At 39.1% G+C, this 23,557-nt stretch carries 23 protein-coding genes; 2 read left to right on the top strand and 21 right to left on the bottom strand.

Annotated features, from left to right (window positions below):
* Nucleotides 1-218: 218 nt before the first annotated feature.
* The 13 genes from phaC to QNH48_RS10685 all read right to left on the bottom strand — a co-directional run bounded on the left by phaC (nt 219) and on the right by QNH48_RS10685 (nt 12,016).
* The gene (gene phaC, locus QNH48_RS10745) at nt 219-1,295 is read right to left on the bottom strand and encodes a class III poly(R)-hydroxyalkanoic acid synthase subunit PhaC (protein WP_283955741.1); all 1,077 of its coding nucleotides are present in this window, start codon (nt 1,293-1,295) and stop codon (nt 219-221) included.
* 83 nt (nt 1,296-1,378) lie between these two features.
* Entirely contained in the window at nt 1,379-1,792 is a 414-nt protein-coding gene (locus tag QNH48_RS10740) for a hypothetical protein (protein WP_283954875.1), read from the bottom strand.
* A 30-nt stretch (nt 1,793-1,822) separates the two neighbouring features.
* A complete protein-coding gene (locus QNH48_RS10735) occupies nt 1,823-3,373 on the bottom strand; it encodes an acyl-CoA carboxylase subunit beta (RefSeq protein ID WP_283954874.1) in 1,551 nt (516 codons plus the stop codon).
* Nucleotides 3,374-3,404: 31 nt separating this feature from the next.
* A complete protein-coding gene (gene accB / locus QNH48_RS10730) occupies nt 3,405-3,947 on the bottom strand; it encodes an acetyl-CoA carboxylase biotin carboxyl carrier protein (protein WP_283954873.1) in 543 nt (180 codons plus the stop codon).
* A 35-nt stretch (nt 3,948-3,982) separates the two neighbouring features.
* Entirely contained in the window at nt 3,983-5,335 is a 1,353-nt protein-coding gene (gene accC, locus QNH48_RS10725; protein WP_283954872.1) for an acetyl-CoA carboxylase biotin carboxylase subunit, read from the bottom strand.
* Nucleotides 5,336-5,365: 30 nt separating this feature from the next.
* On the bottom strand, nt 5,366-6,334 hold the full coding sequence (locus QNH48_RS10720; protein WP_283954871.1) for an electron transfer flavoprotein subunit alpha/FixB family protein: 969 nt from the start codon (nt 6,332-6,334) through the stop codon (nt 5,366-5,368).
* A gap of 20 nt (nt 6,335-6,354) precedes the next feature.
* A complete protein-coding gene (locus tag QNH48_RS10715) occupies nt 6,355-7,119 on the bottom strand; it encodes an electron transfer flavoprotein subunit beta/FixA family protein (protein WP_283954870.1) in 765 nt (254 codons plus the stop codon).
* Nucleotides 7,120-7,309: 190 nt separating this feature from the next.
* Complete coding sequence (locus QNH48_RS10710; RefSeq protein WP_283954869.1) at nt 7,310-7,717, bottom strand: MaoC/PaaZ C-terminal domain-containing protein; 408 nt, start codon at nt 7,715-7,717, stop codon at nt 7,310-7,312.
* A 31-nt stretch (nt 7,718-7,748) separates the two neighbouring features.
* Nucleotides 7,749-8,192 (bottom strand): MaoC family dehydratase N-terminal domain-containing protein, encoded by a 444-nt coding sequence (locus QNH48_RS10705; protein ID WP_283955740.1) that lies wholly within the window; start codon nt 8,190-8,192, stop codon nt 7,749-7,751.
* A 72-nt stretch (nt 8,193-8,264) separates the two neighbouring features.
* Nucleotides 8,265-9,404 carry an acyl-CoA dehydrogenase gene (locus QNH48_RS10700; RefSeq protein ID WP_283954868.1) on the bottom strand — a complete coding sequence of 380 codons (1,140 nt, stop codon included), beginning with the start codon at nt 9,402-9,404 and terminating at the stop codon, nt 8,265-8,267.
* A gap of 128 nt (nt 9,405-9,532) precedes the next feature.
* Nucleotides 9,533-10,315 (bottom strand): SDR family NAD(P)-dependent oxidoreductase, encoded by a 783-nt coding sequence (locus tag QNH48_RS10695; RefSeq protein ID WP_283954867.1) that lies wholly within the window; start codon nt 10,313-10,315, stop codon nt 9,533-9,535.
* 251 nt (nt 10,316-10,566) lie between these two features.
* A complete protein-coding gene (locus QNH48_RS10690; protein WP_133368678.1) occupies nt 10,567-11,043 on the bottom strand; it encodes a 2,4'-dihydroxyacetophenone dioxygenase family protein in 477 nt (158 codons plus the stop codon).
* 184 nt (nt 11,044-11,227) lie between these two features.
* Nucleotides 11,228-12,016 (bottom strand): SDR family NAD(P)-dependent oxidoreductase, encoded by a 789-nt coding sequence (locus QNH48_RS10685; RefSeq protein ID WP_283954866.1) that lies wholly within the window; start codon nt 12,014-12,016, stop codon nt 11,228-11,230.
* A gap of 142 nt (nt 12,017-12,158) precedes the next feature.
* Between QNH48_RS10685 and QNH48_RS10680 the strand changes: the two genes are divergently transcribed.
* Nucleotides 12,159-13,064: a LysR family transcriptional regulator gene (locus tag QNH48_RS10680; RefSeq protein WP_283954865.1), complete on the top strand. Its 906-nt coding sequence runs from the start codon at nt 12,159-12,161 to the stop codon at nt 13,062-13,064.
* A 117-nt stretch (nt 13,065-13,181) separates the two neighbouring features.
* Here the strand turns inward: QNH48_RS10680 and QNH48_RS10675 are convergent, their stop codons facing one another.
* The 3 genes from QNH48_RS10675 to QNH48_RS10665 all read right to left on the bottom strand — a co-directional run bounded on the left by QNH48_RS10675 (nt 13,182) and on the right by QNH48_RS10665 (nt 15,886).
* A complete protein-coding gene (locus tag QNH48_RS10675) occupies nt 13,182-13,355 on the bottom strand; it encodes a hypothetical protein (RefSeq protein ID WP_283954864.1) in 174 nt (57 codons plus the stop codon).
* A gap of 32 nt (nt 13,356-13,387) precedes the next feature.
* On the bottom strand, nt 13,388-14,677 hold the full coding sequence (locus QNH48_RS10670; protein ID WP_283954863.1) for an MFS transporter: 1,290 nt from the start codon (nt 14,675-14,677) through the stop codon (nt 13,388-13,390).
* A 153-nt stretch (nt 14,678-14,830) separates the two neighbouring features.
* Nucleotides 14,831-15,886 carry a TauD/TfdA family dioxygenase gene (locus QNH48_RS10665; protein WP_283954862.1) on the bottom strand — a complete coding sequence of 352 codons (1,056 nt, stop codon included), beginning with the start codon at nt 15,884-15,886 and terminating at the stop codon, nt 14,831-14,833.
* A gap of 446 nt (nt 15,887-16,332) precedes the next feature.
* Here QNH48_RS10665 and QNH48_RS10660 point away from each other — a divergent pair, with 446 nt between their 5' ends.
* Nucleotides 16,333-17,106 (top strand): SDR family NAD(P)-dependent oxidoreductase, encoded by a 774-nt coding sequence (locus QNH48_RS10660; RefSeq protein WP_283954861.1) that lies wholly within the window; start codon nt 16,333-16,335, stop codon nt 17,104-17,106.
* Between the two features lie 106 nt (nt 17,107-17,212).
* On the opposite strand, the gene QNH48_RS10655 is transcribed toward QNH48_RS10660, so the two are convergent.
* From QNH48_RS10655 to QNH48_RS10635, 5 genes are all read right to left on the bottom strand, one after another.
* On the bottom strand, nt 17,213-18,157 hold the full coding sequence (locus tag QNH48_RS10655; protein WP_283954860.1) for an alpha/beta hydrolase: 945 nt from the start codon (nt 18,155-18,157) through the stop codon (nt 17,213-17,215).
* A gap of 180 nt (nt 18,158-18,337) precedes the next feature.
* Nucleotides 18,338-19,336 (bottom strand): TauD/TfdA family dioxygenase, encoded by a 999-nt coding sequence (locus QNH48_RS10650; protein WP_283954859.1) that lies wholly within the window; start codon nt 19,334-19,336, stop codon nt 18,338-18,340.
* A gap of 83 nt (nt 19,337-19,419) precedes the next feature.
* Complete coding sequence (locus QNH48_RS10645) at nt 19,420-20,709, bottom strand: MFS transporter (protein ID WP_283954858.1); 1,290 nt, start codon at nt 20,707-20,709, stop codon at nt 19,420-19,422.
* A gap of 95 nt (nt 20,710-20,804) precedes the next feature.
* Nucleotides 20,805-21,860, bottom strand: a complete 1,056-nt coding sequence (locus QNH48_RS10640; protein ID WP_283954857.1) for a TauD/TfdA family dioxygenase — start codon at nt 21,858-21,860, stop codon at nt 20,805-20,807.
* Nucleotides 21,861-21,893: 33 nt separating this feature from the next.
* Nucleotides 21,894-23,408 (bottom strand): long-chain-fatty-acid--CoA ligase, encoded by a 1,515-nt coding sequence (locus QNH48_RS10635; protein ID WP_283954856.1) that lies wholly within the window; start codon nt 23,406-23,408, stop codon nt 21,894-21,896.
* Between the last annotated feature and the right edge of the window lie 149 nt (nt 23,409-23,557).

Here is a 23,557-nt window from a genome sequence, read left to right as displayed (position 1 = left end):
ACTCTTAAATTGTTATTTCATGGTGACAACTTCAGATTCTGGCAAGTCAAGTAAAATCGAAAACCCTTACAGACCTCCTGTTATGTTTAGCACCGCCCTAATATTAATACCGGGGTCTGTGAGTGGTTTCAATAATATACTTTTAAACTAATAGATTTTAGCTTTCAAAATCTACTTAAACTTGTAAACAGTTCTTCACTTTTTGACAGTATTTACGTTTAGTTTGATCTCTTTTCTAACCAATCACCAATCGTTGGATAAGTTATTTTTGAAGCTTTACTTCCAAAAGCAATTGACGTATGTCCAACTGGTAAGTTTATATATTGTTTGTCTTTACTGGATATGCGATTCATTAATGCTTCTACTTGATGCGGTGGAGCAATGTTGTCAATTTCACCCGATAAGTTGAGGACATTAGCTGTGATTTCCGCAAGACTAACCTGACGTCCACGAATAACGAGTTCCCCTTTAATCAGCTTGTTTTTTTGATAAAATTCACGAATCCACTGACGATAGGATTCACCCGGAAATGGAATGCCGTCGTTTAACCATTTTTGCAGAAGTTTAAAGCTCTTTACAAAACTTTCATTCTCAGCACGATCAAAAAGACTAATATAAGGGCCATAAATGTTTGCCATCGGTTTTAGTAGTTTATTTCCAAAGTCAATCATTTCAGGTGGTATATTACCGTATGTTTGCACCACTTTATCAATATCAAAATGTTGCTCATCCAGCATAGCGCCATAAAGGCCTGAATCTTCAAAATCAAACGGAGTTGTCATAAAGACAAGGTTACGAATAGGCAATTCAGGGTGCAGAGCAGCAAATATTGAAGTAATTGTACCGCCCATGCAATAACCAAGAATGGACACTGCATCCGCATTCGATTTTCGCAAGACTTTACGTACTGCTCGTGGGATGTAGTCCATAATATAATCGTCTAATTTCATATTTTTATCTTCGATGCCTGGTGTTCCCCATTCAAGGAGATAGACGTCAAAGCCCTGATTCACCAGATATTCAACTAAACTGCCACCCTTTGTTAAATCCATAATATAGGGCTTATTAATTAGTGCATAAATCAAGAGAAGCGGAGTTTTATGTTTTTTCGGATGTTCTGATATGTAGCGATATAGCTTGGTTTTATTCCTAGTCCAAATGACTTCTTTCGGGGTTGGGCCGACCTCTGGTTCGGCATCCTTCGTTAACACTTGAGTTACACTTTTTAAACGTCTATACATCTGTTGATACTCCTCAGGTACCATTTCGATAAAATTTTCATATTCTTTTTTCATAAGATTGTTCACAACTCTCCACCCCTTACCATATTTAATTGATAAAATAAAGCCATTATCAAATCGCATTATTTACTGCTCCGTTACACAGATCCTTTTATATTCGTAACTTTCGGCGAATTTAATAATGTTAAGATTTGATTCAGTTTTGTATCAAGACTCTTCATATCCTTTTTCAAATTTGTTATTTCACGTTGCAGTTCTACTGGATCTTTTTGATTATCCTTGGATTCTTGTATAACTTCTTCTAAATCATCCACTTTGGCATCAATATTGACAATCTGAGAGGAAACATGCGCAAGGTCATTTCTTGATGGTAGATTTGCAAATTCATAATAACGTTCAGTTGTTTCATTCAACATTTTTTTAAATTGAAGATTCATCTCCAATATCTGGCTGATCGCTTGTGTTGGAAATTCCTTCGTTACTTGATCATCTAACAGATTACTATACTTTGAATAATAATTTTTCCACATATCATAAAAGTTGTTTTCCATCTTTTCTCCTCCTATTTATTGGAACACATCCTACAATGGAATATTTCCATGCTTTTTTTTCGGTCTAAATTCTTTTTTTGTTCTAAGCATCTCTAAAGACTGTTTCAGAACTTTTCTTGTATCTCTTGGGTCGATCACGTCATCCACCATTCCATGAGAAGCCGCAACATAAGGATTCGCAAACATATTTCGATATTCTTCAATTTTTTCCGAACGTGTTGCTGCCGGATCACTGCTTTGATTAATTTCTTTTGCAAAGATAATATTTGCTGCTCCTTCCGGTCCCATTACGGCAATTTCCGCATTTGGCCAAGCAAATACAATGTCCGCACCAATTGCTTTTGAATTCATAGCGACATAGGCCCCGCCAAATGCTTTTCTTAATATGACGGTTATTTTAGGAACTGTTGCTTCTGAATAGGCGTAGAGAATCTTTGCACCATGACGAATGATACCTCCGTGCTCTTGATTGACTCCAGGGAAAAAACCTGTAACGTCTTCAAAAGTTATGATTGGGATGTTAAAAGAGTCACAGAATCGAATGAATCTGGAAGTCTTGTCGGAAGAATTAATATCTAGACCGCCAGCCATTACTTTAGGCTGATTGGCAACCACTCCTACACTATTCCCATCAATTCTTCCAAAACCAACCACGATATTTTTCGCATAGTCCTTTTGAACTTCCATAAAATCCCCTTGATCTAATACTTGCTCTAATACCTTGCGAATATCATATACCTTCGTTGCATTGAGAGGCACAAGGTCCAGCAAATCTTCCCGCCAATCATCCTCTTTCATGCATTCCAAAGACAGAGGATTTTCCATATTGTTTTGGGGCAGAAAGGTAATTAATTTTCTTACTTCTTCTAAGACCTCTTGTTCGGAAACTCCAATAAAATGTGCACAGCCACTAATGGAAGAATGAACCTTTGCACCGCCAAGATTCTCCGCAGAAATTTTCTCGCCGGTAACCGTTTCAATGACCTTTGGACCTGTAATAAACATTTGACTGGTATTTTCCACCATAAACACAAAATCCGTAATGGCTGGAGAATAGACTGCCCCACCCGCACAAGGGCCCATGATCACTGATATTTGCGGGATTACACCAGAGTAGATGGCATTTCGATAAAAAATTTGACCGTATCCGTCTAAAGAAACAACGCCTTCCTGTATCCTGGCACCCCCTGAATCATTTAAACCAATAATCGGTGCCCCATTTTTAGCAGCCAAATCCATAATTTTGCAAATTTTAGACGCATGCATCTCTCCTAGTGCACCGCCAAAAACGGTAAAATCTTGGGCAAATACGTAGACTAGGCGGCCATGAATTTTACCATAACCCGTCACAACACCTTCGCCTGGACTTTCCAATTTATCCATGCCGAAGTTGGTTGCACGGTGTTTGATAAAAGAATTTAATTCCACAAAGGAATCCTCGTCCAACAATAGATCAATTCGTTCCCTTGCAGTAAGTTTCCCTCGATTATGCTGGGTATCAATTCGCTCGTCACCGCCGCCAAGCACAATCTTACTTTTCCGATCCCATAGATCATAAATCTTCTCATAAACTGTACTCATTGGAATTTCCACTTCCTCTGTTCGAATTATGTTATGATGTCTGCTTCACTAAGAAAAGAGGTTGGCCGTATTCTACGAGCTGACCATTCTCGACGAGTACTTCAACGATCTCTCCATCCATTTCTGCTTCAATTTCATTAAACAATTTCATGGCTTCAACGATACAGACAACTGTTGACTTTTCAACACTATCCCCAATTTTTACATAGGGAGCCACATCGACTCCTGGTGCCATGTAAAACGTCCCAACCATAGGGGAAACAATTTTTAATAGGGTTTCAGTTCCCATGTATTTTGGTGTTATTTCTTCTTTCTCAGTAATTTCCTTCGTCGCTGCTGCTTGAATTGAAGCTTCAGAAATTTCATTCGCCTTGGTTGCTGCTACAAGAACAGGTGCATCCAAAACAGTAGGAATAGCCTGATTAATAGATTTATTATCTTGTATTACAGAAGGATTTAGCATTGAATTTCTTCTAACGAAAATTCGAGTATCTCCCTTTTCAAGTTCTAAGCAGTCTACTGTCGAATCATCAATTAGTCTAATGATTTCTCTAATTTCTTGAATTTTAAACATCTCTATCTCTCCTTAATCATGGTTAACATGATGAATTACACTTCTAACGGTAATGGATTTGTTTCAATAAATTTTGTGTTAAACTGTCCTTTTACAAAACTCTCGTGTTCAAAAAGTTTTTGATGGAATGGAATAGTTGTTTTGATTCCAATAATAACAAATTCATCAAGTGCCCTTTTCATGCGCATGATCGCCTCTTCACGATTTTTTCCCCAAACGATCACTTTTGCTGCCATTGAATCATAATAAGGAGAAATTTCGCATCCAGGATAAAGAGCGCTATCTACTCGTACTCCATACCCCCCAGGAGGAAGATACATTTCAACTCTCCCTGGAGAAGGCATAAAATTCTTTGCCGGGTTTTCTGCATTGATACGGCATTCAATTGCCCAGCCATTGATTTTAATATCTTCCTGTCTATAAGTTAGAGGGTAGCCTGCTGCCACCAAAATTTGCTCCTTGATTAAGTCAATGCCAGTAATCATTTCTGTCACTGGATGTTCTACCTGAATTCGGGTATTCATTTCCATGAAATAGAAATGACCATTCCTATCTAATAAAAACTCAACAGTCCCCGCACCATGATAGTTAACAGCTATTGCAGCGGCGATTGCAGCTGCACCCATCTGTTCACGAATCTCTTGCTCAAGGGCTGGTGACGGAGCTTCTTCAACAAGTTTTTGATGCCGTCTTTGAATGGAACAGTCTCTTTCCCCTAAATGGACAACATTACCGAGCATGTCCCCAATAATTTGTATTTCAATATGACGTGGTTCCTCAATGTATTTCTCGAGATACACGCCAGCATTTCCAAATGCCGTTTCTGCTTCTTTTTGGGCTTGACGGATGGCTTTGCGTAATTCCTCTTCATCCTCTGCTACTCTCATTCCCTTTCCGCCGCCGCCAGCAGTTGCCTTAACAATGACGGGGAATCCAATTTCCTTTGCTATCGTAACAGCTTCTTCAAGATCTTCAATTAGACCATCTGTTCCAGGAACGGTAGGCACTCCTACACTTCTCATCGTATCTCTCGCGACCGCTTTATCCCCCATTTTATTAATGGCTTCTGCTTCTGGCCCAATAAATGAAATATTGTAATCCGCGCAAATTTCAGCAAAAGTACTGTTTTCTGCCAGAAAACCATAACCAGGGTGGATTGCATCCGCATTCGTAAATTGAGCAACGCTAATTATATTCGCAATTTTCAAATAGCTTTTCGAAGATGCCGAGGGTCCTATACAATATGCTTCGTCCGCCAATTGCACATGCAGGGCTTCTCGGTCTGTTTCAGAATAAACCGCAACCGTGGATATGCCCATTTCCTTGCAAGCCCTAATTACACGAACAGCAATTTCTCCTCGATTAGCAATAAGAACCTTTTTAAACATGTACAAGTTCCTTTCCAATTGTAATTTTATTTAAGAGTTTACTAGTACTTTTTTGAACTCTTCCGCTAGTAAAGGAACCACCTCAAACAAATCACCCACAATACCGTAGTCGGCTATTTGAAAGATTGGGGCTTCCGGATCTTTGTTAATCGCCACGATAACTTTTGAGTTAGACATCCCGGCTAAATGCTGAATGGCACCTGAAATTCCACAGGCAATGTACAAATCAGGGGTGACAACCTTTCCCGTCTGTCCGATTTGCAGTGAATAATCGCAGTATTCAGCATCACATGCACCACGGGAAGCACCTACCGTCCCACCTAGGACCTCAGCCAATTCCTGAAGCAGCTTAAAACCTTCAGACGATTTAACCCCTCGCCCGCCAGAGATGACAACTTTCGCTTCCGATAGGTCTACACCGCCTGTTGTTTTACGTATTACTTCCTTAACAATTGTCCGTAAGTCTTTTATCTCAGGATAAAAATGCACAATCTCAATCGTTCCGCTGATTTCTGCCACCGAGATGTTATTTGGACGTACAGTTGCGAATGGGATACCCGATACTACTTTCTTTTTCTCAAACGCTTTTCCGGAAAAAACAGGACGTGTAAAGATAACGTCATCATCCTCCACCTGAACATCAATGACGTCAGATATAAGTCCCAGCCCTAAACGCGCTGCAATGCGCGGTGCAAGATCTTTCCCTATTGATGTATGTGGCATTAAAATAGCTTCTGGTTCGACTTCATTAATAACCTGTCTCAAGCTTTGAGAATATGCATCCGTTGTATACACATCGAGTTCTTGGCTGCCTATAATATATACTTTATTTGCCCCATGTTTCCCTAAAACATTTGCATAATGAACAGCATCACTGCCGAAAGCAACAGCTATTATTTCTCCGCCTTCGGCAATACGCTGTGCAGCTGACAACGCCTCCAGTGAAACACCTCTTAGGTTCCCAGCTTTAGCTTCCGTCACCACTAGTACTTTTCTCATGTTAGTTTTCCTCCTGTGTGTTAGATTGCCTTCACTTCATTGCGAAGAAGTACAGCCAGTTCAGAAACTTGAGCTTTGATGTCACCCTCCAGGATACGTCCTGCTCCTTTTTTCGGCGCAAAAAATGTCTCGGTAGTTATGGTCTTTACTTCTAGAACTGCTTCGATATGTAAATCATCAATCTCAATCCGCTCAATTGGCTTTTTCTTCGCTTTCATGATGCCAGGCAAGGAAGGATAACGCGGCTCATTTAATCCCTGTTGCGCTGTGACCAATACTGGAAGCGATACCATGACAACCTCTATATCTCCTTCAACGTCACGCTCGATCACAGCTTTGTTTCCAACAATCGCAAGCTTCGTGATCGTCGTCACTTGTGGAATATTTAGTTCCTCTGCAAGGCGTGGACCAATTTGTCCACTGCCATAATCAACTCCCACATTACCGGCTAATATGATGTCAAATTCCAGATTTTTAATAATTGACTCAAGAATTTTAACTGTACTGTATTCATCAAGATTTAAATCTTCGCTATTAACGATAATCGCTTTATCCGCTCCCATAGCAAGCGCCGTTCGCAGCCCATTCTCTTCACGTTCAGTTCCTACCGTGATAACCGTTACTTCACCACCGTGCAATGACCGCAATTGAAGCGCTTCTTCAATTGCATATTCATCGTAAGGATTGATGATGAAGTTTACCCCTTCTTCACTAACGGTGCCGTATTGGAACGCAATTTTTTCCTCCGGATCGAACGTTTGTTTCATCAACACTAAAATGTTCATTTTTTCGTATCCCCTTCTGATGTAATATTTTTAAGGCACTCTGGGTTAAACGATTTGTGGGTTCCATACGGCTTTTCGGTTTGAACCCACTCTATTTTGATTTTTCTGTATTTTTATAGGTATAGATCCCAAAAAGGATTTTCGTTCTTAAATAAAAAACGTTGTAAGTTTGGAGAATTCGATTGCTCTACTAAACCCTTGATGGCAATTTGGCTTCAAAAATCCCAGAAACTTTTATATCGCCTTCACAGTTTTTCGCCAGTACTTCAGCTACCACGAGGTTGTCAGCTTTTTTCTCTATCACTCTGCCAACAATTTCGATAGATTCTCCAGGATACGTCATTTTACTAAAACGTACTTGTATTCTCTTAATGTTTTTTCGTGATATCCAAGTTGTAACCCCTTGGGATAACATCCCCATGATTAACATCCCGTGAGCGATAATACCTGTGCCTGCTTGCTCCCCAACCTCTTCAACGGTATGCAGTGGATTAAAATCTCCGGATGCCCCTGCAAATCTTACCAGCTGAACTCGTGTAATCGGATCTTTTTTCAGAACTGGGAATAAATCTCCCACCTGCAAATCTTCAAAATACATGATTTATTTCTCCCCTATCATCAGCTGCTATTTAATGGCGGTGAACTAACGTAATTTTAGCAATTGCCACTAATTCGCCTTTTTGATTGGTATATCTGGTTTCTTCCGTAACAAAATCCATTCCGCCAGAAGAACCGATTTTGGTATCTGCCCGAACAATCTTACTCGTAACATGAAGCTCATCCCCGGCATAAATATCGCCAAGATATTCATACTCTTGTTCACCATGCAAAATTTTAACTGGGTTTAATTTTAATACTTCCATTTTTTCTTGAAAGCCATATCCGCCATGATATTCAATGACTTGCAAAAAGGTCAGCGGAACGGGAATGCCATCATAACCTGCATTCTTGGCTGCCTCCAAGCTGTAGTAAATCGGGTTATCATCCCCAATGGCGATGGCCAATTCTTTTATTTTCCCTTTTTCCACTGCCATGCTGTAAGGTTCCAACTCAAGTCCAAGTAAATCTTTCACATCCGACAAGTTCTTCCACCTCTTTAAAATAGTAGCTTCTTACTTACGTTGATTAAATTTTGATTTTCTCTATTATTTCAACAGATTTCCAGCTATAACAAGTCGCTGAATCTCTTGAGTTCCTTCATAGATTTGGGTGATTTTTGCATCTCTCATATAACGTTCTACCGGGTATTCCCTTGTATAACCATATCCACCAAATACTTGAATAGCCTCAAGCGCAACTTCCATTGCAGTGTCTCCGGCAAACAGCTTGGACATTGCAGATTGATGCCCATAAGGGATTCCTTGATCCTCACGCCAGGCAGCTTGATATGTCAATAAACGAGAGGCTTCTATTTTGGTAGCCATATCGGCTAGTTTGAATTGTATAGCTTGAAGCGCGCTAATCGGTTTGCCAAATTGCACTCGATCCTTCGCATATTCGACAGCTTTATCAAACGCTCCCTGTGCAATTCCCACCGCTTGGGCAGCGACTCCATTCCGACCGCCGTCAAGGGTCATCATGGCAATCTTAAACCCTTCACCTACTTGTCCCAAGAGATTGTCCTTTGGCACACGGCAGTCCTCAAAAATCACTTCCGTTGTTGCGGAAGAGCGAATGCCCATCTTTTTCTCCTTCTTTCCTACAGAAAACCCTGGGAAGTCCTTTTCTACAATAAAAGCGGTAATCCCCTTATGCTTTAGTTCCGGATTGGTCTGGGCAAATACAATATAGATATCCGCATAACCACCGTTGGTAATAAAAATCTTCGAACCGTTCAATATCCACTCATCGCCCTTTAGTACCGCTGTTGTTTTCATTCCACTGGAATCAGATCCCGATCCAGCTTCAGTCAGGCAATACGCACCCATGCTTTTTCCCTCTGCCATGGTTCGCAAATATTTTTGTTTTTGTGCCTCCGTTCCGAACTTAAAAACCGGCCATCCGGCTAACGATGAATGGGCAGCAAGAGTAGTCCCTATGGAAGCATCCACCCGGGAAAGTTCTTCCACCGTGATCACATAACTCATATAATCGGCACCGGCACCACCGTATTCCTCCGGCCAAGGGATTCCGCATAAGCCAAGTTCTGCCATCTTCCGCCAAATCTTAATATCAAAGTATTCTTCTTCATCTCGCTGTGCTGCAGTAGGCTCACATTCGTTCAGTGCAAACTCGCGCACCATTTTTTGCATCATCTGGTGTTCTTCTGATAATAAAAAGTTCATTGTTAGACTCCTCTTTTAATATATTTTGTGCATCCTATTTTTTCCGTGTATGTTGAGCGAGCGATTGCTCATTTCGAAGATAGCTGTAAAAACTCCCACCTTTTCAAGGATGGGAATTAAATCGCTATTTACACTTTTTGCTCGATCATCTTTCGGGTATAGATGGTTACCCATTTCCTTGGCAGCAGTCCCACAGATTTAGCCATAAGTTTATTTTTAAAGCCTGGGATGATCACTGTTTTATTCTTCATTAACCCTTCAAAGCCGCACTTGACAACTGCTTCTGGTTCCATCAAATTCTTAATGAAAATTTTTGTTCCTGTTGCGGCCAATCCTTCCGTGAGCGGCGTTTTGGTTGAAGGGGGACATAGTACACTAACTTGAACTCCGGTTCCTTTTAGTTCTTCCGCAATCGCTTCTGAAAAGGTTAAGACGTACGATTTGCTTGCCCCATACATCGACATCCCTGGAGTTGGCTGAAAGGCCGCTGTTGAAGCCACGTTTAAAATTTTACCTTGCTTTCGTTTTACCATTTCATCCGCTATAAGTCTGGTTAAATATGTAAGCGATATCATGTTGAGCTGCAGGCATTCCAATTCTTTCTTAATATCCAATTCCGTCATTAACCCTAATCCGCCAGCCCCGGCATTATTAATCAAAATATCTATGTTGATTCCTTCGTTTTTCAAGTACTTATGTAAGTTCTCTACTGTTACATGGTTGCTTAAGTCACCGGCAAAAGTATTTACTTGAACTCCATAATCCTTTTGTAATATTTCAGCTTGTTGTTCCAACAACGTTGCGTCCCTGGCAACTAATACCAAGTTATAGCGATGGTCAGCGAAAACTTTTGCGAATTCCAAACCGATCCCTTTAGTAGCGCCTGTAATCAAAACTGTTTCTGTTGGCATATGTTTTTTAGCCCCTTTTCGTTTGGAAAATTCTAAAATTTATAAATATTATTATATTATTGATTATACTCATTAGTATAAATTAAATAAAATTAAACATTTTAATATATAAGTTAGTATTACTAATATAGTGATAGTGAAAACTATCAATTTTTCTAATTTACTAGAATTAATAAAAGTTGCGCATAAAAAAAGAGAAGCCTCGTCGTCACTTGGACACCGGGCTTCTCTTTTTATTACAGATTTATTAATTAAAACGCAGTCACATCAACTGGTTCAATTCCTTCAGCCTCACAATAGTCAAGGTATCTTTTCAGGAATGATTCCCAATTATCTCGTGCAATAATTTCTCCATTCTCACCCAAATAGTCTAATGTTCCTTCCACAATATTGAAGGTAATAACATCTTCATCCCCTACAGCTGTAGGTGTATGTGTGGAGCCGGCAGGTTCAAAAACCATGTCGCCAGGTTTGGAGATCCAAGACTCCTCGAGATATCTCCAAGATCCTTGAACAGTATAAACAATGACTTGTCCAGGATGAAAATGTGCCGGAAGTTGCATTTTCGCAGGTACATATAATAAGGTAATATTCTGTCCTGTCACAGGATTGGCTTTAAGCAATTTAAATTTCGCATCTCCGAAATAAGGAACCCAAGGCAATTCATCTACATTAACATTTCCTGCATGATATGCTACTGCTGCTTGTACATTTTTTACATTACTCACTAAAATTCCCTCTTCCATTATATGTTTTTAAATTCGCATGCTGTTAACGCTTACAAAAGTCAGCTAATTAACTTTTTCGAATTTATAATCTCAGTATATTTTTAATTTTCAGCTAAGTAAAATTAACATTTTTAATGTGCAATTAAGTTTGATTAATTTACACTGCTCGTTATTTGGATGGAATTTACTTAGCCCCAAGGCCCCCATCAAGAACCAATATTTGTCCCGTACAATAATTAGAAGCCGCTGAAGCAAAGTATAGGAGAGCACCTACTAAATCATTGTCATTGCCTAGCCTTCTAACTGGAACTTGGGAAGCAATGAAAGGACCTGCTTTGTGTACAAGTGTTCCCGGTATTTCTGGGTTATTCATTCCAGTAGTGAACACTCCAGGAGCAATGGAATTTACATACACTCCATGGCGACCCCACTTAACTGCAAGATCCTTCGTTAAAGTCATAACGGCACCCTTACTAGTTGTATACCCTACAGAATCTACTGCTTCTGGGTCAACACCTTTAAAACCAATACTAGAAGAAATGTTAATAATTTTTCCGTATGCGTTTTCGATCATTTGTTTTCCTACAGCTTGACACATCAAGAATGTACCAGTCACATTTGTATCAAGCATAGCTTGCCATTGATTTAAAGGCATTTCAGTAGCAGGCGTTTCAAAAACCGTTCCGCTGCTGTTGACTAAAATCTCGATTTTCCCAAAATGAGAAACCGCTTTCTCCAAACCTTGAACGACTGATTCAGGATTTGTGACATCAACCACTAGAGCAAGTGCTTGTTTTCCTAATGCCTCAATTTCTTTTACAACTTCTTCACAAACCTCTAATCGACGAGAACATACTACAACATTTGCACCTGCCTCTGCTAAAGCCAGTGCCATTACACGCCCTAGACCACTTCCGCCTCCGGTAACGATTGCTGTCTGTCCGGTTAAATCAAACAATTGTTTTAATGACATTTTACATTTCCCCCTAATTAAGAATATTCAAAGATTTTAAAAATCTTATTGATATTGATTGTACTAATAAATTATAATGAAATAAAATTAAAGATTTTAATATGTATATAAGTTTTACTAATATTGAAAAAGGGGTACAGCAATGAATATTGAACAATTACTATATATCGTTGAAGTTGCTAAATACAATTCTCTGTCTATTGCGGCACAGAATCTACATGTAACTCAATCCACAATCAGTCAGTCCATTACCAACTTTGAAAAGGAGCTAGGGATTAAAATTCTTAAACGGTCACGGGGACATGGTGCTGTCCCAACCGATGAAGGCAGAATCATTCTAAAGCTTGCCTATGAAGTACAGAAAAAACTTGATGAAATAAAAGAGACAGCCAACTTACTTACTTCGACTGAACTTGGGGAACTAAAAATATCTTCATTACCAGGGTTGATGACTTTCCTAGTAAAAGCTATAGCTGCGTTTAGACATGATTATCCACACGTAAATTTGGAGGTTGCAGAAAAAAGTGGATCCACTGTAATTGAAGATGTTCGACAACATAAAACTGATTTCGGTCTGATTACATATTCAACGGATTTGAACGTAAACATGGAAGGAATAGCTTTTGAAGCACTCATTGAAGGAAAGCAGAAAGTATATGTTTCAAAGCACTCACCTTTAGCATTCTTAGGTACCATTACTCCGCATGATATACTGGACCAAACTCTCGTCACTTATAAAGGTGAATTTATGCAGTATTTTGTTCAAGATTTCTTTAACAAATATAAGCCCTTAAAAATACTATTTACATCAAATAATATGGATGGTGTTCTCCAAGCAGTCAGAGAAAATTTGGCCATTACATTTGCTCCTGATTTCGTAATGAAAAATTATCCCCATGTAATGAATGGTGAGATAATTCCAGTTGATCTCGTAAATCATCCGACAGTAAATATTTCTTTAGGATTGGTGCGATCAGAGAATAAGCATTTATCGGCTTTTGCCAACAAATATATTCATTATCTAAAATCCGAAATGATAAAAAGTTAAGACAAAAAAGAGAAGCAACTTCGTCCGAAATGGACGCAGAGCTTCTCTTTTTATATGAATCTATTAGTTTTTGGTACCATGGACAAGATCCATCGCATATCATAGATTCATTTTCTATTATACAACCGATTTAACTCCATCTTCTTCATCAATATGATCATCAGCGTAAGTCTCGGATATTTTATCCTGACAATTCCAGCAGTTACTGCGATTTCGCTCCATAATGGCTAATTCTTCATGACATTCTACACAACAATCAGTTCCATTAATGGCCTTGTTATTTTTACACATATTTCTTTCCCTCCTCGATTAAATCATACTTTTTATATAATAACTTGTTCCTCTGCTTTTATCGTTGTGTCAGTTTGCTTTGCAGGACGTACAATGGCCCAAAAAAATAATCCGAAAACGAACATAACCAATGAAGTTACTAGGAACCCATAACCATATCCAATTACCTCAGTTCCTGAATTTTGGATAAAATTCCCGAATATAACTGGAGCAATAATACTTGCTGAACTTGATAGAGCAACATATGTCCCTTGTGCTTTTCCAATGTTTTTGGTAGAAAAGAATTCCATCAACATAGCGGGTGCGAGTGATAGAATAACAATCGCAAAACCTGGAGCAAGAATGAAGAACAAGATGGAGATAGCACTTGAATTCACAACACTTCCAAGATATAAACAAATAGCGGATAGCATCATTGAAATACCTGCAAGATTTACTCGTGCTTTTCGAATATCTCCTGTTTTGCGATATAGCCGATCTGATATCAAGGCAAAGACAATTTGGCAAATGGCAGCGAAAAGAAAAGGCAATGACACTGCCATTTTTAATGTTTTTCCATCAAAATGTTGAACATTGGTAAAGTATGCTGGAAACCAAACCGCTTGAACAGACAATAACCAATAGGCACAACCTGCACACAAAACGGTAAACATAAAATTTTTTGAAAAAAGATGTGGAAGAAATTGACGCCAAGAAACCTTAGAAGAGATGAATGAGTTCTTTTCCTCATGTTCAATTGTAGGCAACCCGATTTCATTTGGGCTTTCTTTTCCGAAAATCATCCATAAAACTAGAACAATAGATCCAACAATGCCCATTGCAATAAAAGCAGATCTCCATCCATTTTGAGAGATCAAGGAGATTAATAATGGAGAAGCAATCGCTGGTCCGATTGCTGCTCCAAAGAGAACAGCGCCAAAGCCTATACCATGTCTGTGTTTAGGGAACCATTTTCCTATTAGAGAAGTCGATATAGCAATCGCTGGACCTTCTCCTGCTCCCAAGATCATTCTTGAAAACATTAATAAAGACAGACTGGAAACAAAAGGTGTGGTAAATTGAACAGCCAACCATACTAACATGATCCAAGTAAACATTTTTTTCGTGTTTTTGGAATCGGCCATGCCACCAATAATTAAAGAGGAGATGGTAAAGAACCAAAAGAATGAGCTTCCAATAACTCCCCATTGTGAAGGACTTAAGTGTAACTCTTTCATTAAGGGAACGGAAACTAAACCAATGATAATTTTATCAATTTGGTTGACCATTCCGGAAGCAACTAGAATTAATAATATAATCCAAGAATATTTTGGTGTTTTCAATGTAAAATTCTCCCCTTCTTATCTACTACTTAAAGAACATCTTTTCGTAAAATCTGCAAGGCACTCCCATCACATGAAGCAATTCGTCTTCTTAAGTAAAGGTATTTAATGGTAAATCTTCTATGTTTAAAGTCCTAATATTTATTAAAGCAATTACCTCATGCTTTCACCAATAGCGCCAGCTGTTTTTTCACGTATAGGAATACCGCCGCGACCCGCTTTACCTGTTTTCTCATCAATAAACATAGCGAAATCGGGCGCAATTTCTCGCCCATTTGGCATCGTGAGCCACAATCTTAATAGATGACGCTTGCGTTCGGGTTCTTCATAATCTTCATATACAGTTCGTGAATGAAGAACGGTATAATTATTTACGAATTGCATATCACCAGGTTCCATCATCATATCGATATGCATGTTTTCATCATGAAGGAGAGAATCCATTAAGTCATATGCTTCTATTTCTTCCTTTGACAAATGGATACCTGTTTTCGCTTGTGCTGATTCGACATATCCGCGATTATATCTGCAGCTCAATTTACCTTTGTAATAGCTAAAGACTGGTGATGAATATACTGGAGATTCACCTGGGGCTTCTTCACCACGACGATCCAAGAAGTATGGACGATAGAGAATTTCAAGGTACTCTGGGTACTTCTCCAGGATTTCATGATAAACAGCCACCGAGCTAACAATACTACTAAATCCCCCCGATTTAGCTTTTCGTAGACTTAGTAATCCGACTACGTCAGATCCATCTGGGTGAAAGGGAAGATGTGCATTCGTTTGGTAACCGCGTACATTGGAATCATTAATGTTCAGACCTTGGTCTACGACATGCCCTAATAGATCACCTTTTGCGTTTTGCGTTACCGGGATGCCCAAATGTACCCCGAGACCCCAGTAAATAATGCTTGCTTCTTCATCGGTATACCTTTCCATTGGTAATCCACGAATTAACAGAAATCCTCTCCCATTTTCCAACTCGCCAATAAAGTAATCGATTTCATCAGAGAGATCAGGAATTGGGAAGTCCTCCTTGTTAAAATCTGGTGCTTTTAAACCCTTTTGTTTTACAAAATATAAAGCGCTTTCAAGAGACGCAATCGTTTTCTCAGACAAATAATAAATCCATGAATCATCTTTGGTTAGATCAATACCTTTCCACGCTGCTGGTCCTTGAATTTTTTCCTTTAAAATGGACGGCACCTATACTCCTCCTTCTTTTTCTAATACACTTTTTTTCTGTAGTAGACAATGTTCGGGTTGTTTCCTACTAAAAAAGTGACTCCCTCGCTTATACAAATCTTCTTCATACAATTAATACTATTGAACGATGTCCCCCCTTTATTTACATATTTAATAGCATTGTGACTATGTTAATAGTCATTATGTTAATTATATTCATAATTTTCAGTAAAATAAAATTAAAGATTTTAACTTGTATGTAAATAATACTAATATATAAAAATAGTGGCCCCCATGTACAATGGAAAATTTCAACATTATTTTATATTAGTACAACTAAAGTACAAATTAAAATCTTTAATTTTATATAAATATTATTTAAAGGTAGAATCAAATAAAGAAAAGAATCAATATTCAAAAAAATCACTATCAGCTTTTTACTAGTGAATCAAATCAGGAGGTCAACTATGGACTTAAAGTTATCCGGAAAAAAGGCACTTATTGTTGGAGGAAGTCGTGGTATTGGTAAAGCTATTGCCCGCCAGCTGGCTCTAGAAGGTGTAGATTGTACGATTTGTTCAAGAACCGAATCCACTCTAAAGACCGCAGCAGAGGAATTGGCACAAGAAACGAAGCGAAATATCTATCCGATCGTGGCAGATACCACTGATCCTAACTCTATCTTAAATCTAGTAGAAAAGTCAGCAGCAGCAATGGGAAGCATTGATATATTAATCAACAGCGGAGCCCGTGTTGGCGGCCAGGAGCCAGAGGATTTTTATAGTATTAAAGATGAACTTATTTTGAAAGATTTTGAAGAAAAGTACATGGGCTATTTTCGCTGTATCCGAGCGGTTGCACCTTATATGATAGAAAATAAATGGGGCCGTATAATAAATATAAGTGGTCTGGCTGCTAGAATTGGCGGCAATTATTTTAGTTCCGGTCCGCGTAATGCATCTGTTGTCCATATGACGAAATCCGCCTCATTGGAATTAGGAAAGCACGGAATTAACGTTAATGCTGTTTATCCAGGGATCGTCGATACAGAAACGTTTAGAGGCCGGGTCACGAATGAGGAAGCTATACGCCATGTAGAATCACTGAATTCCCTCGGCCGCTTGATAACTGCAGAGGAAATTGCTTATGTCGTTACCTTCCTGGCTTCACCTTTGGCGGCATCGATTACTGGCGATGTTATTCCGGTAACTGGCGGCATTGGAAATACCGTTTATTTCTAACATACTTGGTTGTTACTGTTAACTGTTTCATAGATTGCCAATTAATAGTCTATGAAAATATATAATATAAAAAACGAGCCTCATTAAATTGTGAGGCTCGTTTCATTTAGATTTTTATCGAATATTTTGCTGTACGTAGGAATTTGTCGATCTTAGTAACAGTTGATTCAATGTTGTTAGAGAAAATAGCCATGTGTCCAAAAAAGCCGTGTACCATACCGGGTTCACATGCATATTCAACCTGCACACCAAATTTTTTCAGACGATCAGCATAAGCCCTTCCTTCATCCCGAAGCACATCATTTTCCGCTGTGATTACTAATGCTTGTGGGAGGCCACTTAAATCTTCAGCGACCAAGGGGGAAGCGTACTCATTACACCTGTCCTCTTCATTCCTTAAATAATGATCACGGAACCAAATCAGCTGTTCGCGATCCAGACCAAATCCTTTTGCAAATGTTTGATGGGATTCCGTATTGCACTCAAGGTTTGTCGGAGGATAAAGTAAGACCTGAGCAGTGATGTCGGGACCTTTTCTGTCTCTCGCCATCATCGTAACTACTGTTGCTAGATTTCCACCTACGCTATCCCCTCCGACTGCCAATCTAGATACATCTCCGTTAAAGGAAGACCCTTTTTCATACACCCATTCCAAAGCCGCATACGCGTCTTCGACTGCAGTCGGAAACTTATACTCTGGTGCAAGACGATAGTTTACGGATACAACAATACTTTCCGTTCTATTTGCGATCATTCGACAGCTCGCATCCGTCGATTCAATGTCTCCGAGAACCCATCCCCCACCATGGTAGTATATAAATAGGGGAAAGGGACCTTGCCCTTCTGGTATGTACACCCGACATTTAATTTCTTCATCCAGGCTTACTGTAAGCATCAAATCCTCTACCTTTGATAGAGGTTCTAATTTTACAGCAGGGCGCGGTGCTTTCGAAAGTAAATCCCTAACAGTCTTAGGATCCATTTTATGAATAGGCCGCATCTGATTAAATGCTTGTAAATATTTTTCTGCTTGCGGATCTAAATTTACCAAGGAGCATCATCCTCACTTCAATTAATTTTAAAAATAACTCGGCTATATCCTAACCTTTTATTCCGGTCATATGGCATTTAAATACATAAAATGGTGATTTTATCCACCATATTTCGTTGAATAAAATCACCATCTCACTTGATATAAGAAATAATGGTGTTTAATACTACCACCAGCTTTTTATCTTTCTACAGGTACCCCGCCGATATAAAACTCGAAATCTGGGGCAATTTTCCGGCCATTTGGCATCATGAGCCATAATCTTAATAGATGGCGTTTCTTGTCATCTTCTTCGTAATCTTCAAAATGAGTCCGTGAGTGAAAAACGGTATAATTATTAACGAATTGCATATCACCCGGTTCCATCATCATATCAATATGGAAGTTTTCATCATGAGTAAGGGAATCGATAAAATCAAATGCTTCGATTTCCTCTTCCGACAAAGGGATCCCTGTTTTCGTTTGTGCTGATTGGACATATTGGCGAATATATCTGCAGCTTAATTTACCATCGTAATAGCTAAAGATCGGTGTTTGAACTACTGGAGATTGACCAGGTGCTTCTTCCCCGCGAAGATCATGGGCAAATGGACGATAGAGAATTTCAAGGTACTCTGGGTGCTTCTCCAAAATTTCATTATAGATCGACATCGCACTTGCGATACTGCTTAAACCGCCAGATTTCGCTTTCTTAAGACATAGTAATCCAACCACATCAGCGAGATCTGTGTGATAATCAAGATGTACATTCGTTTGGTAACCACGTACTTTTGTATTATCACTAAAGTCTTTACCTACGTTTTTGATATGCCCTAAGAGTTCCCCAGTTTTGCTTTGGATTATCGGTAGTCCCAAGTGAAGTCCGAGACCCCAGTAAATGATGCTCGCTTCTTCGTCAGTAAACTGGTCCATTGGCAATCCACGAATCAATAGAAATCCTCTTCCATTCTCCAGCTCGTCAACAAAGTATTTAATTTCGTCAGCTAAATCAATAATCGGGAAATCCTCCTTTTTAAAATCAGGTGCTGTTAATCCCTTTTGTTGAACATGCAATACTGCCTTCTCAAGAGCAGCAATCGTGTTCTCGGACAAATAATAAATCCATGACTCATCTTTAGCTAGTTCACTACCTTTCCATGCTGATCGCCCTTGGATTTTTTCATTTAAAATGATTGACATTAAAACTCCTCCTTCAAAATGGACTATTGCCAATTTACTATTTTTGTACTTTAATTATTTTCAATTATATAAAAATATTATTTTTAACTTATTTTCTCCTCTGCTTCAATCATTGTGTGGCCTTGCTTTGCGGGACGTACACCGATCCAAAATAATAGTCCGATAATCAGCATCCCTATAGAAGAGGCTTGAAACGCATAACCATAACCTATTGCCTCAGTCCCTGCATTTTGGATAAGATATCCAAAGACAAGTGGAGCAATAATACTAGTTGTACTTGCAAGAGCAATGAACGCCCCTTGTGCCTTTCCAATGTTTTGAGGAGAAAAAAACTCCATCAATATAGCGGGCGCGAGAGAAAGAATGACATACGCAAAACCGGGTGCAAGGGTAAAGAATATTATGGACATAGACGTTGAAGTCACGGTATTTGCTAGATATATACATAAAGCGGATAACACCATCATCAAACCAGCAAGATTAATTCGTGCTTTGCGAATATCTCCTGATTTACGATAAAGCCGGTCTGAAAGCAAAGCAAATCCAAATTGGCAAAAAGCTGCAAAAAGAAAAGGTAAAGACACAGCTAGTTTTAATGTTTGACCATTAAACTGTTGAATTTTGGCAAAGTAAGCTGGAAACCATACCGCTTGAACGGACAATAACCAATAAGCACACCCACCGCACAAAACGGTCAAAATAAAATTTTTAGATAAAAGATGCGGATAAAACTGACGCCATGAAACCTTAGTGAGGCTAGACGACTGTTGCTCCTTTTGATGAATGTCAGACAGCCCGATTTCTTTTGGACTTTCTTTACCGAAAATCTGCCATAAAACTAACACAATCAGGCCAAGAATACCCATGGCAATAAATGCAGATCTCCATCCATATTGTTCAATCAAGGAGATTAATAATGGCGAAGCAATCGCTGAACCCCCTGTCGTTCCTAAGAGAACAGCACCAAAGCCTATTCCGTGTCTATGTTTAGGGAACCATTTTCCTATGATTGCTGTAGATAGAGCGGGAGCTGGACCTTCACCTGCTCCCAAAATCATTCTTGTTAACACAAGCAGAGACAAACTAGAAACGAAAGGGGTTGTAAATTGAACAATCAACCAAATCAAAGAAATCCACGATAACATTTTTTTCGTGTTTTTGGAATCGGCCATGCCTCCAAGAATGAAAGAGGAGAAGGTAAAGAACCAAAAGAATGAACTTCCTACAATTCCCCATTGCGAAGGACTTAAATGTAACTCTTTCATTAAAGGAACGGAAACTAAACCAATGATAATTTTATCTACCTGGTTGATCATACCGGAAAGAACTAGAAATAATAAAATAATCCAAGAATACTTTGGAGTGCTTGACATATATATATATCCTCACTTTTTCCCATATAAGGAACACATTTTCCTAAAATCTGAAAAGGTGTTCCCACTCGTTCTTACGAAATGTTGAAGCAAAATTACTTCAAAGTTTCTACAATACCGCCAGCTGTTTGTTTACGAGGAGGTACACCGCCGCGACCCGGTTTCCCCGTATTCTCATCAATAAACATCGCGAAATCCGGGGAAATTTCCCGTCCATTTGGCATCGTAAGCCACAATCTTAATAAATGACGTTTTCGATCCAGTTCCTCATAGTCTTCATATTGAGTACGTGAGTGAAGAACCGTATAATTATTGACGAATTGCATATCCCCTTCCTCCAGCAACATATTATAATGCAACTTTTCATCATGAAGGAGGGAATCCAGTAAGTCTAATGCTTCAATTTCAACTTTCGACAGCTGGATACCTGTTTTCGCTTGGGCTGATTCGATAAATAAACGGACATATCGGCAGCTCAATTTTCCATCATAATAACTGAAGATTGGTGATGTAAATACTGGAGATTCTCCTGGCGCTTCCTCTCCACGACGATCAAAGTTAAATGGGCGACAGAGAATTCCTAAATATTCGGGGTTCTTCTCCAGAATTTCATTATAAACAGTCATCGAGCTGATGATACTGCTGTAACCTCCGGATTTCCCTTTTCGCAGGCTTAACAATCCGACAACGTCAGATCCATCCGCGTGAAAAGGAAGATGCAGTTTTGTTTGGTAACCGCGTACATTTGAATTTTCCAAGCTAAGACCTTGATCCCTAACGTGTCCTAAAAGATCACCATTAGCGTTTTGCGACACTGGTGTTCCCATATGAAGGCCGAGACCCCAGTAAATGATACTGGCTTCTTCATCTGTATACCTTTCAATTGGTAATCCGCGAATTAATAGAAATCCTCTCCCATTCTCCAGCTCTTCAACAAAGTAATCGATTTCATCTAAGAGATCTGAAATCGGGAAGTCCTCCTTGTTAAAATCAGGTGCTTTTAAACCCTTTTGTTTAACATGTGCTAAAGCGTTATCAAGTGAAGCAATCGTTTTTTCGGACAAATAATAAACCCATGATTCATCTTTAGCCAGGTCAGTGCCTTTCCAACCTACTGGACCTTTAACTTTTTCCTTTAAAATGGTTGACATAAGTAATCCCCCTATAATAATTTAGTTATTTTCTTACTTTACTTCGGTCAATTCTCTTAACTCTCTGCGCAAAATCTTCCCTGTCGAGTTCTTAGGCAGCTCTTTAAAAAACTCCACTTGTTTAGGAAGCTTGTACTTCACGAGTCTTTCCTTACAAAATTGGATAATGTCATTTATTGTAATCTGCTCATCCTTAACTACGACGTATGCTTTTACGCTTTCTCCGTATTCTCCATCAGGAACTCCAATTACGGCCGCCTCGACAATGGCAGGATGCTGATACAGGACTTCCTCTACTTCACGAGGATATACATTGTAACCGCCAACAATAATCATGTCCTTCTTACGGTCAACAATGTAAATGTATCCTTCTTCATCCATTGTTGCGAGATCACCGGTGTAAAACCACCCGTCTTTAAAAGCTGCTGATGTAGCTTTCGGCATCCCCAAATATCCCTTCATTACATTTGGCCCTTGAACAACTAACTCTCCGACTTCACCTCTCGGCAATTCTTTACCGAACTCATCTACCACTTTGCTTAGGACAGCTGGAATATTCAGGCCGATAGAACCTGGTTTGCGAGTTCCTTTTAATGGATTAATCGCAACGAGAGGGGCTGTTTCCGAAAGTCCATATCCTTCTAAGATTGAAACGTTAAACTTGTTTTCAAATTTATGCAGCAGCTCGACCGGAATCGAGGCACCTCCAGAGATACAAATGCGGATAGATTGGAAATCCTCCGCAATCGCTTCAGGTAATTGATTGATAAAACTGTACATCGTAGGTACGCCTGCAAACACAGTTGCCTTTCTTTCTCGAATGGTGTTGACCACATCGACAGGGCTGAATCTAGGCTGGATCAGGACTGTTGCTCCACAAGCAATTGGTGCATTCAAACAAACTGTCATACAGAAAACATGAAACATTGGCAGGACAGCTACTACACGGCCATTTTCATTGAGTTCAAGTAATTTTGAAATAGAGTCTGCATTCGATGCTAAGTTCCGATGTGATAACATCGCACCCTTTGGTTTCCCGGTAGTACCTGACGTGTACAGAATGACTGCAAGGTCTTCTTGATCAATGTAAAGGCTTCCACAAACATTCAGGCTTGTTGCCATGAGATGTTCCCATGTCCATTCCTGATTCTCGGCATCGGTATAAATGACTAACTTTAGATTTTTCAATTGTTTCTTTACTTCTGATAACTTCGGCTCTACGGATACGTGAGCAATGACCGCTTTGGCTTGACTATTATCTAATATGTAGCTGATTTCCCCTTGGGTAAACAAAGGATTAATCGGTATAACAAATGCACCTAGTCGTAAAATGCCGTAGTACGCAATGAGAAATTCAGGGCTATTTCCTAATAAAAGAGCCACTCCATCTCCCTTCCCTATTCCTTGGGCAGACAATCCAGCAGCCAATTGATCCACCTGCTGATTTAGTTCCCTATAAGTAACACTTTTATCACTATAGATATAAGCGATACTTTCTGGGAAATTACTTGCGCTTTTTTTCAGATTTTCGTATAGATTATTACTCATCAAGAATTCCACCCCTTTTCCTCACTTAGAAGCGTTTATACGCTTACTATTGTGAATATTTTAAATATTACTACATTAAGTATACTCATAAATAATAATTAAATAAAATTAAAGATTTTAACTTGTATATAACAATCGCTAATATACAA

This window comes from Neobacillus sp. YX16, from assembly GCF_030123505.1.
Classification (GTDB): domain Bacteria; phylum Bacillota; class Bacilli; order Bacillales; family Cytobacillaceae; genus Neobacillus.
The sequence above is the reverse complement of the archived record's forward strand: the minus strand, read 5'-3'. Positions and strand labels throughout refer to the sequence as shown.

Excerpts from the sequence above, each read along its gene's own strand:
- phaC (WP_283955741.1), bottom strand. The coding sequence starts at position 1,295 with ATGAAAAAAGAATATGAAAATTTTATCGAAATGGTACCTGAGGAGTAT.
- QNH48_RS10740 (WP_283954875.1), bottom strand. The coding sequence starts at position 1,792 with ATGGAAAACAACTTTTATGATATGTGGAAAAATTATTATTCAAAGTAT.
- QNH48_RS10735 (WP_283954874.1), bottom strand. The coding sequence starts at position 3,373 with ATGAGTACAGTTTATGAGAAGATTTATGATCTATGGGATCGGAAAAGT.
- accB (WP_283954873.1), bottom strand. The coding sequence starts at position 3,947 with ATGTTTAAAATTCAAGAAATTAGAGAAATCATTAGACTAATTGATGAT.
- accC (WP_283954872.1), bottom strand. The coding sequence starts at position 5,335 with ATGTTTAAAAAGGTTCTTATTGCTAATCGAGGAGAAATTGCTGTTCGT.
- QNH48_RS10720 (WP_283954871.1), bottom strand. The coding sequence starts at position 6,334 with ATGAGAAAAGTACTAGTGGTGACGGAAGCTAAAGCTGGGAACCTAAGA.
- QNH48_RS10715 (WP_283954870.1), bottom strand. The coding sequence starts at position 7,119 with ATGAACATTTTAGTGTTGATGAAACAAACGTTCGATCCGGAGGAAAAA.
- QNH48_RS10710 (WP_283954869.1), bottom strand. The coding sequence starts at position 7,717 with ATGTATTTTGAAGATTTGCAGGTGGGAGATTTATTCCCAGTTCTGAAA.
- QNH48_RS10700 (WP_283954868.1), bottom strand. The coding sequence starts at position 9,404 with ATGAACTTTTTATTATCAGAAGAACACCAGATGATGCAAAAAATGGTG.
- QNH48_RS10695 (WP_283954867.1), bottom strand. The coding sequence starts at position 10,315 with ATGCCAACAGAAACAGTTTTGATTACAGGCGCTACTAAAGGGATCGGT.
- QNH48_RS10685 (WP_283954866.1), bottom strand. The coding sequence starts at position 12,016 with ATGTCATTAAAACAATTGTTTGATTTAACCGGACAGACAGCAATCGTT.
- QNH48_RS10680 (WP_283954865.1), top strand. The coding sequence starts at position 12,159 with ATGAATATTGAACAATTACTATATATCGTTGAAGTTGCTAAATACAAT.
- QNH48_RS10675 (WP_283954864.1), bottom strand. The coding sequence starts at position 13,355 with ATGTGTAAAAATAACAAGGCCATTAATGGAACTGATTGTTGTGTAGAA.
- QNH48_RS10660 (WP_283954861.1), top strand. The coding sequence starts at position 16,333 with ATGGACTTAAAGTTATCCGGAAAAAAGGCACTTATTGTTGGAGGAAGT.
- QNH48_RS10650 (WP_283954859.1), bottom strand. The coding sequence starts at position 19,336 with ATGTCAATCATTTTAAATGAAAAAATCCAAGGGCGATCAGCATGGAAA.
- QNH48_RS10645 (WP_283954858.1), bottom strand. The coding sequence starts at position 20,709 with ATGTCAAGCACTCCAAAGTATTCTTGGATTATTTTATTATTTCTAGTT.
- QNH48_RS10640 (WP_283954857.1), bottom strand. The coding sequence starts at position 21,860 with ATGTCAACCATTTTAAAGGAAAAAGTTAAAGGTCCAGTAGGTTGGAAA.
- QNH48_RS10635 (WP_283954856.1), bottom strand. The coding sequence starts at position 23,408 with ATGAGTAATAATCTATACGAAAATCTGAAAAAAAGCGCAAGTAATTTC.